At 44.8% G+C, this 14,474-nt stretch carries 9 protein-coding genes, 2 tRNA genes and 2 rRNA genes; 5 read left to right on the forward strand and 8 right to left on the reverse strand.

The annotated features are described in order from the left end of the window. Positions 1-10 precede the first annotated feature (10 nt). The 3 genes from RE476_RS05705 to RE476_RS05715 form a co-directional block, all read right to left on the reverse strand. Positions 11-2,937: ribosomal RNA gene (locus RE476_RS05705) — 23S ribosomal RNA — on the reverse strand. Between the two features lie 122 nt (positions 2,938-3,059). Continuing rightward, positions 3,060-3,132, reverse strand: a tRNA-Ala gene (locus tag RE476_RS05710). Between the two features lie 101 nt (positions 3,133-3,233). Further along, a 16S ribosomal RNA gene (locus RE476_RS05715) occupies positions 3,234-4,708 on the reverse strand. Together the 16S and 23S rRNA genes with 1 tRNA gene alongside form the textbook arrangement of a ribosomal RNA operon. Before the next feature lie 959 nt (positions 4,709-5,667). Between RE476_RS05715 and RE476_RS05720 the strand changes: the two genes are divergently transcribed. The 3 genes from RE476_RS05720 to RE476_RS05730 all read left to right on the forward strand — a co-directional run bounded on the left by RE476_RS05720 (position 5,668) and on the right by RE476_RS05730 (position 7,499). Further along, a tRNA-Leu gene (locus RE476_RS05720) sits at positions 5,668-5,753 on the forward strand. A gap of 331 nt (positions 5,754-6,084) precedes the next feature. Beyond that, on the forward strand, positions 6,085-6,924 hold the full coding sequence (locus RE476_RS05725) for a fumarate hydratase (protein WP_309309434.1): 840 nt from the start codon (positions 6,085-6,087) through the stop codon (positions 6,922-6,924). After that, a complete protein-coding gene (locus RE476_RS05730; protein WP_309309435.1) occupies positions 6,924-7,499 on the forward strand; it encodes a FumA C-terminus/TtdB family hydratase beta subunit in 576 nt (191 codons plus the stop codon). The genes RE476_RS05725 and RE476_RS05730 overlap by 1 nt, the downstream gene beginning before the upstream one ends. Before the next feature lie 28 nt (positions 7,500-7,527). Here the strand turns inward: RE476_RS05730 and RE476_RS05735 are convergent, their stop codons facing one another. The 4 genes from RE476_RS05735 to minD all read right to left on the reverse strand — a co-directional run bounded on the left by RE476_RS05735 (position 7,528) and on the right by minD (position 12,413). Next, entirely contained in the window at positions 7,528-8,517 is a 990-nt protein-coding gene (locus RE476_RS05735; protein ID WP_309309436.1) for a type II secretion system F family protein, read from the reverse strand. Between the two features lies 1 nt (position 8,518). After that, entirely contained in the window at positions 8,519-9,442 is a 924-nt protein-coding gene (locus RE476_RS05740; RefSeq protein ID WP_309309437.1) for a type II secretion system F family protein, read from the reverse strand. Then, a complete protein-coding gene (locus RE476_RS05745; RefSeq protein ID WP_309309438.1) occupies positions 9,435-11,531 on the reverse strand; it encodes a type II/IV secretion system ATPase subunit in 2,097 nt (698 codons plus the stop codon). The genes RE476_RS05740 and RE476_RS05745 overlap by 8 nt, the downstream gene beginning before the upstream one ends. A gap of 87 nt (positions 11,532-11,618) precedes the next feature. After that, positions 11,619-12,413 (reverse strand): cell division ATPase MinD, encoded by a 795-nt coding sequence (gene minD / locus RE476_RS05750; protein ID WP_309309439.1) that lies wholly within the window; start codon positions 12,411-12,413, stop codon positions 11,619-11,621. Positions 12,414-12,604: 191 nt separating this feature from the next. Between minD and RE476_RS05755 the strand changes: the two genes are divergently transcribed. Together RE476_RS05755 and RE476_RS05760 are read left to right on the forward strand one after the other, a co-directional pair. Beyond that, complete coding sequence (locus tag RE476_RS05755) at positions 12,605-13,126, forward strand: DUF367 family protein (protein ID WP_309309440.1); 522 nt, start codon at positions 12,605-12,607, stop codon at positions 13,124-13,126. 32 nt (positions 13,127-13,158) lie between these two features. Next, a complete protein-coding gene (locus RE476_RS05760) occupies positions 13,159-13,614 on the forward strand; it encodes a TIGR00725 family protein (protein ID WP_309309441.1) in 456 nt (151 codons plus the stop codon). Positions 13,615-13,643: 29 nt separating this feature from the next. Here RE476_RS05760 and xth read toward each other — a convergent pair whose 3' ends face one another. Continuing rightward, positions 13,644-14,417 (reverse strand): exodeoxyribonuclease III, encoded by a 774-nt coding sequence (xth, locus tag RE476_RS05765; protein ID WP_309309442.1) that lies wholly within the window; start codon positions 14,415-14,417, stop codon positions 13,644-13,646. Positions 14,418-14,474 lie beyond the last annotated feature (57 nt).

Raw genomic sequence — 14,474 nt, forward strand, 5'->3', positions numbered from 1 at the left:
ACAAAGCAAGACGGACAGGCACGGGTTATTAGTAGCCGCGGACTGAACACCTCGTTGCCTTGGTGCGTACATCCCGACCCTATCAAACCGGTCTTTTACCGGGACCCTTAACGTAGTCTCTTTTCAAGTCAGATTTCGAGCTTAGATGCATTCAGCTCTTATTCCTTAGCGCGTAGCTGCTCAGCAATGCCCTGTCGGACAACTGATACACCAGTGGCGCCGCTACTCTGTTCCTCTCGTACTAAAAGTAGCTTACCCTCAGACTACAGACACCTCTAGTAGATAGTAACCGACCTGTCTCACGACGGTCTAAACCCAGCTCACGATCTCCTTTAATAGGCGAACAACCTCACCCTTGGCCGCTGCTGCACGGCCAGGATGGAAAGAACCGACATCGAAGTAGCAAGCTGCCGGGTCGATATGTGCTCTTGCCGGCAACAACTCAATTATCCCCGGGGTAACTTTTCTGTCATTTTTGGCTCGCACCAAGCGAGCACAAAAGTTCGCTAGAACCGACTTTCGTCTCGTCATCCACTACTGTGCTGAATAACGTCAGGCTGACTTATGCTCTTGCACTCTTCAGTGGGTTTCCGACCCACTTGAGTCAACCTTTGTGCGCCCTTGATATCTTTTCAAGGGCGTCCCGCCCCAGGCAAACTGCCCACCTATCGGGGTCCTCCTCTCGGAGTTAGGGTCGTAATTTCAGAAGGGTAGTGTCCCAACGGCGACTCCAGTGATGCTGGCGCACCACCTTCGATGTCTCCTACCTACACTGTACATCCAAAATCACAACCCAACGACAGGCTGCAGTAAAGCTCCACGGGGTCTTCACTTCCCCCTAGAGGTCTCTAGACTGTGCACTAGAAAGTAAGCTTCACCGGACTCTGGCTAGGGACAGTAGAGCTCTCATTGATCCATTCATGCAAGTCGCCAATTAAGCGACAAGGTACTACGCTACCTTAAGAGGGTCATAGTTACCCCCGCTGTTTACAGGCCCTTCGATCCGTTGAACCGGAGTTTCAGGTACCTGCACTGAGCAGGATTCAGAGATCGTACTAGCCCTTACGGGTTTGCGATCTCCTATGTTGATATTAGACAGTTAGAGCTCTCTTGTCACTGCGACCTGCTGTCTTCACAGCAGGCACTCCTTCTCCCGAAGTTACGGAGCTAATTTGCCGAATTCCCTTAGCCAAATTGTATCCGACACGCCTTAGCCTTTTCAGCTAGGGGCACCTGTGTCAGTTCTCGGTACGGACCCTTGACTTCCTTTTCACGGGTTCCCGGGTGCAGCTGACTTTCGCCATAACACATTCGCCCGCTTCTCGCCATTACGGCTCTCCACGGGATTCGGTGCTTAGACGGCGCGACGGCGCCGCTCAACCTGCCCAAAAACGTCAGTTTATTGTCAAGAGGTACAGGAATATTAACCTGTTTCCCTTTCGGCGTACTCGAATTACGGTACGTCTTAGGACCGACTAACCCTCGGCTGACGATCATTGCCGAGGAAACCTAGCCCCTTCGGCGGATAGGATTCTCACCTATCTATGCTGTTACTATTACCAGGATTTTCGTTTCCGCACGGTCCACAGGACTTCACAGCCCTGCTTCTGCCCGAACGCAACGCCTTCCTACGAGATCACCTTGCGGTGCTCCGTGGTATCGGTGGTCGACTTGAGCCCCGTCCATTTTCGGGGCCCCAAACCTCGACTGGTGGGCTGTTACGCACTCTTTAAAGGATAGCTGCTTCTAAGCTAACCTTCCAGCTGTCTAGGGCTTAGGACGCCCTTTAGTATTAACACTTAGTCGACACTTGGGGACCTTAACCACGGGCTGGGTTGTCTCCCTTACGGACTACAAGCTTACCCCAGTAGTCCGGACTCCAACTTTCTTAGACGACGGTGAGTTTGGAGTTTGACAAGTGGCTGAGGAATTTCTTCCCCGGGACCACCAATCAGTGCTCTACTTCACCGACTATCTCCAGTTAGGTCATGCTTCGACATGTTTCGGAAGGAACCAGCTGATGCCGGGTTAGATTAGCCTTTCACTCCGAGACGCAGGTCACACGAATGATTTGCAGATCAATACCGCTTGCGGTCCTCCACGTAGCTTTCGCCACGCTTCAACCTGCCCACGCCTAGATCACCCGGCTTCGGGTCGTACCCTAATGACTCCACGCACTTGTATACGCCGCTCCTCGCCTTACGGCTGCGAGCATGTTGCTTTCGCTTCGGCTTCCTATGTAAAAAGTTAGCCATCGCCATTTGAATACACTCCCTGGCCCGTTCTTCAAAACGTAAGATATGACATTGGCAATAACGCCCGTACTGCAGCCTCGCGGCTGTTTCCTTCGCGTTAAAGATCCTTTAACGCCATATCGCTCCATCGCCTCCAGGTTTCAGGCACTTTTAACCTCCCTTCTTGGGGTACTTTTCAGTTTTCGGTCACCCTACTAGTTCACTATCGGTCTCAAGAAGTATTTAGTTTTGGAAGTTGGTGCCTCCCAAATTCACGCGGGAATTCCGACCCACGTTACTCAGGCCACATTCCAGATCCTTTGGTTGTTATTTACGTGACTATCACACTCTTTGGTCTAACGTTCCAGAAAAGTTCAATTCCAACCAAGTGGGATCTTTAGAAAAGGCCTACAACACCACATCTCCCGCACGTTACCGGCGGGATTCAGTTTGAACTGTGCCGTGTTCATTCGCCATTACTAGCGGCATCTCTTCGATTTCTTTTCCTGCCCCTACTAAGATGCTTCAATTCGGGGCGTTCCCGATCATTACTGATCAACACACAAAATGTGTTAGGAAGACCCATTAGGAGATCCCAGGTTCATAGGCTCCATGCACCTACCCTGGGCTTATCGCAGCTTGGCACGTCCCTCATCAGCCCTTGAGCCGAGCCATCCACCTGAAGGCATATTTACCAGAGTCCATCTCACTTTGTCCAGTGAGCGTCTGATATATGCATGCATATACACGATCTCATTGCAGCCGTTGTTGCTTCGACCACTTCATCCTTCCCCGAAAAAGTTACTTCTCGGGTGCACTAAATAATGGACTTGCTGGGATTCGAACCCAGGGCCTTCGCCTTGCAAAGGCGACGATCTCCCAACTGATCTACAAGCCCTCCTGGATTCGCCTTTTTTGAATCCATGTAGATTATTTCGGATTTGACAGTTTTTCGATTTCTGACCGGTAAGTGGTGATCGGCGTTGTGCCGATCTGCTTAGGAGGTGATCCAGCCGCAGATTCCCCTACGGCTACCTTGTTACGACTTAACCCCCCTTGCGAAATTTAGGTTCGAACACGGCACTAGGTCCGTGCCCTCACCCATACCTCACTCGGGTGGTTTGACGGGCGGTGTGTGCAAGGAGCAGGGACGTATTCACCGCGCTATATTGAAACGCGATTACTACGGATTCCAGCTTCATGAGGGCGAGTTACAGCCCTCAATTCGAACTAAGGCCGGGTTTATGAGATTACCAACCCCTTTCGGGGTAGGAGCCCATTGTCCCGGTCATTGTAGCCCGCGTGTAGCCCTGGAGATTCGGGGCATACTGACCTACCGTAGCCCGCACCTTCCTCTGGTTTAGCACCAGCGGTCCCCACAGAGTACCCATCATCCCGAAGGATATGCTGGCAACAGTGGGCACGGGTCTCGCTCGTTGCCTGACTTAACAGGATGCTTCACAGTACGAACTGACGACGGCCATGCACCTCCTCTCAGCGATTCAGGTAAGACCTTCAGCCTGACCTACATATTGCTGTCGCCCCAGGTGAGTTTTCCGGCGTTGAGTCCAATTAAACCGCAGGCTCCACCCGTTGTAGTGCTCCCCCGCCAATTCCTTTAAGTTTCAGCCTTGCGGCCGTACTTCCCAGGTGGCTCGCTTCACGGCTTCCCTGCGGCACCTGAAACGGTCGCACCGTCCCAGACACCTAGCGAGCATCGTTTACGGCTGGGACTACCCGGGTATCTAATCCGGTTCGTGCCCCCAGCTTTCGTCCCTCACCGTCGGACCCGTTCTGGTAAGACGCCTTCGCCACTGGTGGTCCCACAAGGATTACAAGATTTCACTCCTACCCCTGTAGTACCTCTTACCTCTCCCGGTCCCAAGTCTGACAGTATCCCCCGGAAGCCTAACAGTTGAGCTGTCAGATTTCCCGGAAGACTGATCAAACCGGCTACGGACCCTTTAGACCCAATAATAGTGGCCACCACTCGGGCCGCCGGTGTTACCGCGGCGGCTGGCACCGGTCTTGCCCGGCCCTTGCTAACACATGCTATTTATACATGCGGACAGCCAACATAAGATGCTGGCACTCAGTATCCCCTTATCGCGGTTTCCCGCATTGTAAAGTTTTCGCGCCTGCTGCGCCCCGTAGGGCCTGGATTCATGTCTCAGAATCCATCTCCGGGCTCTTGCTCTCACAACCCGTACCCGTCGTCGGCTAGTAGGTACACTACACCCACTACAACCTGATAGGCCGCAGATTCATCCTAAGGCGCCGGAGCTTTTGACCACAGAACATTCCAGTATCTATGGTATATTAGGGATTATCACCAGTTTCCCGGAGTTATACCTAACCTTAGGGCAGATTATCCACGTGTTACTGAGCAGTACGCCATGTTTACGAAAAACATTTGACTCGCATGGCTTAATCGAATACTGATAGCAGTGACCTCTGGCAGGATCAACCAGAATTGTTAATCCACACACAAAAGTATATTATTTTGGAAGTCATTTAAGGAATCATTAGGAAAGAACTCTCACTAGAGAATTTCTTTTCACATGCACTTAGTTGGTTAATTCCAATTAGTTAGTAGTTGTTCACTACCGGTCAGAATTAACCGAACTGCCAAATCCAACGTCAGACAAGAAATAACTCTTGCCTCCACTTGTTAAAAGGCGGTGATTGTAAGTTCTCGCGTGATTCACGCGGACTCCTTCAAAGGACATCATCCTATATATACCTTCCGAATCAGGAGATTCGAAGGCAAAGGATGAACCTTTGTGACACCTGCCCGATGAAATGAAATTAGTACTTCATCATATGCTTCACGTAGAGTTATTATCATGATGCAGTGACGCACCATTGTGCTCAACGCGAGCACCCTTACAAGTCAATGCTTGTATAAAAGGGTTGCGGAGAAATTGGCAAATACAACGAATAACATACCTATAATATACAATAAGTACTCCGAAATAAACTAAACCTTAAGGATTTGCATGAGACTACCATAAAACTGAGGAATTGCTTTTTACAATGATAAACCGCTTATAGCACACATCAGACTATTTTTAACACGACTCTGCGCAACGATGAACACACACCTGATGCATCACTAACCAATGAGCAAAACCTCAAGATCATGCAGTAACAGAACAATCCGGGTGTTGCACACCCAAGAAGAACATCACCCCAATCCAAACAATTACATAAGTCTATTAAACTTCAAAGTGTTGGGCAAAATAGTAATATTATATACATAATTTTACTACCCATTATTGATTTCAATAGGTTTCCTACATAGCAAAATTGTTATCAAATTAGAATGCAGGGAATTTTACCCCTGATTTGATATACCCAAGTAAAAAAAAAACTACCACCGACAGTTAGATTTATAATTAATACTGCAATAGAGGTATCGTTAATCTCAAATGCGGGAGTAACCAAGCGGTCAACGGTGGCAGACTCAAGATCTGCTCGCGTAGGCGTTCGGGGGTTCGAATCCCTTCTCCCGCACCACTTTAAATTGGCAATGTTCTTCTATTCTTTTCTATTATTCTTGTGTTTTTGATATACCCAATATTCACTAAAAGACATTGAATCTTTTTCATGGCACTGTGCCCCATTATTCCTATATATCTTAGGAACAAGAAAATATTGGGCATTTCACCTGCACGTATTATTCTTTTACAAAATCCAAATGTTTATGTTTGCCAATCTCATCCATATTAACAATCGGAATAAAATAAATAATAAAAGAGTATAATTAGCGCAAAATCGTAGAATACTTTAATCATACTCATGCAGGAGTTCGAATCTATTCTCCCGCAAACACCAAAGGTGATCTTTTTTGTCAAATCCCATAGAACGTGATACCGTTGTATCAGCTGTTGTTGATATTTTAAGAGAAGCAGAGACCATATTACCACAGGATGTTGTAGATGCACTTAAAAAGGCAGCTTCGAAAGAAACATCCCCTGTTGCAGGAGAACAACTTGAAGCGATTCTTAAGAATATCGAAATTGCAGGCAACAGGAAAGTACCCATTTGCCAGGATACAGGAATACTCATATTTTTTGTCGAGCTGGGACGTAAAGCCCTGCTTGACTTTAGCCTGGAAGACGCGATCCTTGAAGGCGTAAGAATAGCAACCGAATCAATCCCACTGCGCCCCAATGCCGTTGACCCCATAAGTCGCAGCAACAGTGGAAATAACATAGGAACCGGCATTCCAGATATAAAATACGAGCTGACAGAAGGAAGCAGCATTAAGATCACTGTTGCCCCCAAGGGCGCAGGTTCTGAAAATATGAGTGCTATTAAAATGTTCAACCCTACAGAAAAAGACATGATACGTAACTTTGTTCTTGAGACTGTACTGAATGCAGGCGGCAAACCCTGCCCGCCAATAATTGTTGGCGTGGGCATTGGCGGTTCTTTTGATAAAGCCGCAAGGCTTGCAAAATCCGCCCTGCTTGAGAATGTTGAAGACATGAATGAAGAGGAACTAAGTCTGCTGGAAGACATCAACTCCCTCGGAATAGGACCAATGGGACTTGGCGGTAAGACAACAGCACTTGCAGTACACATCAAAAAAGCGCATTGTCATACAGCATCCCTCCCGGTGGCCGTGAATATCCAGTGCTGGGCCAATCGTCATTCTTCAGTGACCCTTGGTGGTGATGAGTAATGGAATACAGGCTGACAACACCATTACAAAAAGAAGATATCGGAAAGCTCAAAGCAGGCGATATCGTCTACCTCAGCGGAACAATATTTACGGCTAGAGATGAAGCCCATGCCAGAATTCTGGAAATGTACCAGGAAAAGGAAGAGCTTCCATTTGATCTGGAAGGTTCTGTGATCTATCACTGCGGACCCCTTATGAAAGAAGATGAAGGTAAATGGGAAGTCGTTGCTGCAGGACCCACCACAAGTGCCCGCATGTCAAAAATGACACCAAAACTCCTTGAAATTCATGAAGTTAGGGCCTTTGTAGGAAAGGGTGGAATGGATAATGTCACAGATGCCATGGAAAACAAAGCTGTCTACCTCGCCTTTACAGGTGGCTGTGCGGCATTGGCTGCCATTAGCATTGAAAAAGTAAATACTGTACATTGGCTTGACCTTGGAATGCCAGAAGCTGTGTGGGAGCTTGAGGTTAATGAGTTCGGACCCCTTGTTGTCGGAATAGACTCACACAACAATGATCTGTTCTTAGAAGTTAGTAAAAAAGCAAAGGCGGCTTATTCCAAACTTGAATAAGCCAGATCATTTATTTTTAATGTTTGTTTCAGATCAAGAACGTGAAGATACACCAGGCAATAAGCGTCAATATAATAGAGTGTTTTAAACCCAAAAATGCCGAACCTTCACCCATCTGCCCTGCCACCAGTCCGCTCATGAAACCCTGAATGACTGTTGCATGAAACATCAGACGAGTGTACTCTGCAGGATCAAAAGCTCCAATGAAACTGCTTCCTGCACCGGCTGCAGATGCAGCCCTACCTGCTTCTGCCATGGTTGGCACAAATGTAGAAGTGAGCATGGCTATTACAAAAATGAAAACGAAGAAGGACATGTAAGTGATGACCACATACACCATCATATTACCACGTCTTTCACGTTCCAGCATTTTCACTTCTCTTGCGTCACGGGCAGCAGCCTCAAGAACAGAAGATACACGACCTCCAGCTTTGCTTGCCTGAGTAATAAGGGAAACTGACCTCACAATAATAGGGGTCGATATTCTGATCGCGAAGGTTTTCAATGAATCTTCAAAAGATACACCCCAGGACATTGAAGAATCCATTGCCTGGACTTCCTTGGTCAGGGCACCATATTCACCCTTAGCAACAGTATTAACAGCATTCGGAAGAGTTAATCCTGCCCTGCTCATTTCAGATATATCCCTCAAGAAAGTTGGGAGATACTCCTCAATCATACTTGTCCTTTTGTACTTTTTATGGAAAGCAATGGAAGGAGGTGTCACACACAGGAGGACTGAGAAGATGATAACATCATCAATTACTGGTGTACCCCAGGTAATAGCCATTCCGATTGTAAAAAATACCAAAGCCAGAGGAATACTCAGGGCAAACGTATATTCCGGATTGAGACTAAGTGTTTTTAGGGGCTCTTTGAAGAAGTTTTTTACAAGCACATTTTTAGTTGCTTCCTCCATCTTTGCATCTATCAGGCTATCTTCAAGCGTGGAAAGTTCTTCCTCTGTAAGCAATTCACTGGACTGCGTTTCTCTTCGGAAAAAATCAAGTATCTTCATTTTATGCCTCCGGAGTAAGCATACTGATGACTACCACATACATTATGCTGCCAATTGGTATCAATGCGTAAATAATGATATAGAGGAAAGCCATCTGTGCATTTCCCATGATAGACATAATGGATATGACCACCACAAGAAAAAGAGGACCGGCAACAAAAGCCGTCACATAGGTTTCACCAAGAAGACCCAATGTCTCAAGGAATTCTTTCTGGCTCTGACGGTTCTCCATGATATATTGATCCGTCTTTATTCTGAAATAGGATTCAAGCTGACCACCGGATGTCACAACCGTAATTGCACCCTGCAGGAAGTCCTGCAATGCACTGGAAGGAGTTGTAACTGCAAGATTCTTCATTGCACTGACAAGATCCTGACCAAGTATCTCAAGATCACGTACCAGATAGCGGCACTCCACTGACATCTCACCATAGATATCATTTGTCGCAAGTGACCTGAAAAGATCTACAGGGAGCACACCTGCACCGGACATTGCAGACATGTAGTTCACAGCATATGGAAGCATGCTGTCAATCCTTCTTTTTCTGTCACCCGCCATTATAGAAGGATAAACCTGGAACAACTTGTAAACAACTATAAACACCATAGCAGTGAAAATAACTACAAACAGCAATCCAAGAAAGATAGACTTGTATTGAAGAAGTGGTTCCACCCATGCAGGAAACATAATCCTGGTTGCCCTTATATCAGGAACCCCGAATATCAGCATAATGAATGAAATTCCAATAAGAGCAACAAAAGAACTAATAATTGAAGTCAGTAGTGCGCAGGACATGTAAACATCATAAGCCATGTCCATCCTGTTCTTCAGGAGACTATGCCTAAGGCCAAAGAAATCAAGCCTTTTCTTTTCGTAATACTTCCCGAAAAGATTGTAAGCAAGGAGCGGATACAGACTAGACATCCAATTCCTGCCTTACTTTTTTTATGATCATTTCCGGCTCACGGCCATAAGCCACCACTATCTTTGCAAAATCCCTGAAGTTCGTAATCCTTTTATTGCGAGCCCATTCAAGAATATCCTGCCTTTGTTTTAACTCATCACGGACCTTCTCTTCAGTCCATCCGCGGTCTTCCATAACACTTTCTATAACATAGGATCTACCCGAATACTGGAACATATCCTTTGCAGCATCCCAGGTAAAAACGTCATTGGTAAGAAGTTCACCCGTACGAGGATCCACACCTACTACCTCCGTCAGTGATTTACAACGTCTTACACGCTCACCGCCAACCTTGATCTGTACCTGTATTGCCACAAGATCAAGAGCCTGTATCATAATCCTTGGAACATTGATAGGAGGATTCTCCAGCCTATGTACCACAGATTGCACAGAATCAGCATGCATTGTTGAGAATGTAGTATGGCCTGTAGACATTGCCTGGAAAAGCACATAGGCTTCAGCTCCACGAACCTCACCCACAATAATATATTCAGGCCTCTGCCTCAAAGATGCCCTCAGAAGCTCATACATCTCAATGGAACCTTTCTCCTCACCCGAAAATGCCTGCCGGGTAACTCCCGGAATCCAGTTAGGATGAGAAAGGTTCAGTTCCCTTGTATCCTCAATAGAAACTATCTTCATTTCCGGCTGGATGAAGAGAGAAACTGCATTCATAGCAGTAGTCTTACCTGATGCCGTACCTCCGGCAAAGATCAGACTTTTATTTGACTCTACAGACAACCAGAGATAGGCCATCATGGCAGTCGAAAAAGTATGGAAATCAACAAGATTGGTAGGACTGATAGGGTTATCCTTGAATCGCCTGATAGTAAAAGTACTACCACGAGTAGTAATCTCCCTGCCCAGTGTCATCTGGATACGTGAACCATCAGGCATAGTAGCATCAAGTATTGGTCTTGCAATCGATATATGCCTGCCACATATCTGGGCGATCCGGATAGCGAAAGAATCCAATACTGCATCAGAAGGGAATTCTATATCCGACGGTATTGAATTGTACCCCTTGTGGTAAACATATATAGGCGTATTAGGACCATCACAGGAAATATCTTCCAGATTTGGATCCCTCATTAAAACATCGATTTCGCCATACCCTACAAAATCACGAACAATATGATAAATTACCCTCTCTCTTTTTCGTGGTGAGATGTCTATACGATATTCCTGTAAATAATTAATCACATTTTCCTTAAGGAATTTTTCTGCATTCTTACGGGATATCTCTTTTAGATTCACATCAAGGGTTTCGACGAACTTTAGCTTGATGGCTTCCAGAAGTTCCTGTTCCTTTTCAGTCAGAACCGGCTCTATAGTCTGGTACTGATACTCATGAGATTCAGGATCGTATGCAATCCTTACATAACCATACAGAGGATTTACCTCATATAGCTCAATTTCCTTGAAAGTGCTGTCAACAGGTATTGTCAGATCTACTATAGGACCATGTTCTACAATATTATAAGGTTCTATATAGAGAGTGTTTCTGGAAAAAAGTTTAGTGGCACGATCCAGCAATGACTCTGGTTCTTCATCATCTACAATTAATTCTTCCTCTATGGGTTCTTCCCCATATATCTCTGAAATGACATTTCTCCAGAAGGACTCCTTGTCATATGGAACATCAATATCATTATAAAAAGGAATATAAAGGTCATCAACCCTGCTTTTTAAGCTATCAATACTTACAGGTTCCGAGTCCGGCAATATAAGATCCGCAAGTTCATCTATAAATTCATCCTCTTCCGCGGACAGAAATTCCCCCAATACATCCGGTTCATCCTTTATATCCTCGTGCTCTTTATAGTCCTCCCTACCAGACATATCAGAGATTTCAACAAGATGACCTGCAGGAGAAACTGAAGCTGAACCCGTATCTACAGGCATATCTTCGACTGGGTCTTCGGAATCTAATGAGAGGTCTTCTTTCACATCAGAAGAAGATAAACTATCTTCAACCATTATTGTCTCAACTGGAAGACCGCTTTCATCATCCTTATCCCCAGTTCGGTCACCTGAAATATTACTCAATATTACCAACCCCAATACTAATTATCATTTTATTATCTTCCAAATTGATAGTTTTAAGGCATTTTAGTCCTGAATTTGATAGAGAGATCATTCCTTGTTTTTTGACAATGAGAATCTCTTGCCCTTCTTTTTCTTTTCTTTTACTTCTGCCGACAGATCCTCTACCGGAGCCTTTATGCCTGCAATCTCAGCTGCCTGGCGATTGAAGCAGACAGCCACAGGAGAGCCTGGATATTTCATAACAACTGGTGTTTTAAAAGCTAAAGAATTCCTTACGCTATTATCTTCAATTATGGTCTCCAGAATCCGAAGCCCAAGAGTAGACTCTATCCTGTCATTGCTTAATTCATTTGGATTAACGCCAGTCCTGTTAATGAAGACCCCACGGAACGGTTTGCCCATACTGTCAGAAATAGTCTGTATTTTCATTGCGCCTGCAAGAGATACGATATCCGGATTCATTACCTGAATAACTTCATCTGCAAGTGATATGGATAATATTGAGTTTTTGTTGATACCCGTAGGAGAATCTATAATCACGTAATCATACTTTTCTTTTACAGTATCCAGAATATCACTAATAGCATCTGTATTTGCATTTACAAAACTATGAAGTGAAATACTTCCCGGAAGAACATGCAAATTGTTAGGGCCGTCATATATGGCATCCTTTAGCTCTGCAGTGCCTGCAAGAACGTCATGAAGACTTGCCTTTGAAGTTTCGATACCCAACATCAGCCCAACTGTGGGCATTCCAATATCAGTATCAATTATTAGAGTATTTTTTGCAAACCCTGCAAGTGCAGCACTGAGATTTATAGCAGCCGTAGTTGTGCCGACACCACCCTTCCCTGAAACAATAGTAAAAATTGTTGCTGTCATAAAATGCCTCGGTTGATGATTACAATATGAGTAGTTTCCTTTCTTGTTGAAAACTTCGTGAATATATATTCATATAAGATACATTCAGATTATAGTAGTAGTTAAAAATATAAATACATATCTATATTATTTGGAAATTAAATATTGCAAATAGGAATTATTGATATACAATCAGAGATAATCACGTTCAAATGACACCTGATGCTGAAAAAGACATTAAGCTCTTCCTATACCATGCGAAGCAATGTGACCCGAAAAAGTGCACCGGTAAGAAAATGGCACGATTCGGACTTGTAAACTTGTCCGAAAAAATAGAAAGAATACCTTCAAGGTCAATATTGCTTGACCCTATGGCTGAAAAAGCCCTGTCACCTGAGGACAGTGCTAAAAAAGGCATTACGGTTCTGGACTGTTCATGGGAAGAAGTTGAAAGGGTTTTCCCACAACTACTACGAATGAGACTTGAACACCGTGCACTCCCATACCTTGTTGCTGCTAATCCTGTAAATTTTGGAAGACCTTTCAAGCTCACATCTGTAGAGGCTTTTGCTGCTGCCCTATATATACTTGGAAATAAACAGCAGGCAGAGACAGTTATGTCCAAGTTCAACTGGGGACACACATTCCTCGAACTAAACCATGAGCCCCTTGAGGAATACTCACAGGCAAAGGATAGCAAGGATATCCTGAGGATACAGAGCGAGTATATGTAAATTATTAACACATATACCAACGGGAAAGAAAGATGATACAGATAGGAGTCATTGGTGCCGGTTCCTGTGACACAGAACTAAGAAGAACAGCGGAGGAAGTAGGTGCTGAAATTGCAAAAAATAATGCAATAATGCTTTGTGGAGGACTTGGTGGAGTGATGGAAGCAGCAGCATTCGGTGCTAAAAAACAAGGAGGGACTACAATTGGCATCCTACCTGGAAACAGCCGTCAAAGTGCTAACCCCTGCATCGACATCGCAATTGTAACAGATATGGGACATGCCAGGAACGTTATAATAGCCCAATCATCAGACGCTTTGATAGCTGTTGGCGGGGAATATGGCACGCTATCTGAGATAGCACATTCACTTAAAATGGGAAAAACTGTAGTTATACTGGACTCTAAGTGGGAGATCGAGGGCACCATTAAAGCAAAAAACTCAAAAGATGCGGTCAGAATTGCTATTGACAGCATCAAGGTAAAATAAAATATTAGGTCACTTTATCAATAATTATATTAGAATTCAAGGTCAATACCTATAGGGCAATGATCTGAACCCATCACTTCAGGCATAATGAATGCATCTTTGATATTATCTTTGACATTTTCACTTGCAAAGAAGTAATCAATTCTCCAGCCGACATTTCTTTCCCTTGCCTTTGTCCGCATGCTCCACCAAGTATAGTTCTCAGGCTCACTATTGTACATTCTTAAAGTGTCCACATAACCTTTGTTCAGGAGCTTATCGATCCAGGCGCGTTCCTCCGGCAGGAAACCTGAGATATTTTCATTTTCTTTCGGGCGTGCAAGGTCTATTTCCTTGTGCGCAGTATTGACGTCTCCGCATATTATAAGCTTCTTACCTTTGGATTTGAGGGTATTGGCATACTCAAGGAAAGCATCATAGAATTCCATTTTGTATTCGAGCCTTTCATCGGATGCTTTTCCGTTAGGGAAGTATATATTAAAGAGAACAAAGTCCCCGTAATCAGCGATCTGGACACGTCCCTCAGTATCGAACTTATCAATTCCAAAACCACATTTAATATCGACAGGTTCTTTTTTAGTATAGAGTGCCACTCCGCTGTATCCTTTTTTCTGAGCAGAGGCAAAATAGTTGTGATAACCATCAACTTCAAGCAGTTCAGGGGGAAGCTGGTCCCTGTTGGCTTTTGTCTCCTGGATACAGAGTATATCCGGCCTTTCCTCATTAAGCCAGTCAAGAAAACCTTTTTTGTGAACCGCCCTGATGCCATTAACATTCCATGAAATAATCCTGATCTTGCTCATTCTATGCCTCCGGGAATTTGAAGAGTATTTGATAACTTATCTATTAAGTATCTTGCT

The organism is Methanolobus mangrovi, from assembly GCF_031312535.1.
GTDB classification, from domain to species: Archaea; Halobacteriota; Methanosarcinia; order Methanosarcinales; family Methanosarcinaceae; genus Methanolobus; species Methanolobus mangrovi.

Coding starts and splice junctions, on each gene's coding strand:
- RE476_RS05730 (WP_309309435.1), top strand. CDS start 6,924: ATGGAATACAGGCTGACAACACCATTACAAAAAGAAGATATCGGAAAG.
- RE476_RS05735 (WP_309309436.1), bottom strand. CDS start 8,517: ATGAAGATACTTGATTTTTTCCGAAGAGAAACGCAGTCCAGTGAATTG.
- RE476_RS05740 (WP_309309437.1), bottom strand. CDS start 9,442: ATGTCTAGTCTGTATCCGCTCCTTGCTTACAATCTTTTCGGGAAGTAT.
- minD (WP_309309439.1), bottom strand. CDS start 12,413: ATGACAGCAACAATTTTTACTATTGTTTCAGGGAAGGGTGGTGTCGGC.
- RE476_RS05755 (WP_309309440.1), top strand. CDS start 12,605: ATGACACCTGATGCTGAAAAAGACATTAAGCTCTTCCTATACCATGCG.
- RE476_RS05760 (WP_309309441.1), top strand. CDS start 13,159: ATGATACAGATAGGAGTCATTGGTGCCGGTTCCTGTGACACAGAACTA.
- xth (WP_309309442.1), bottom strand. CDS start 14,417: ATGAGCAAGATCAGGATTATTTCATGGAATGTTAATGGCATCAGGGCG.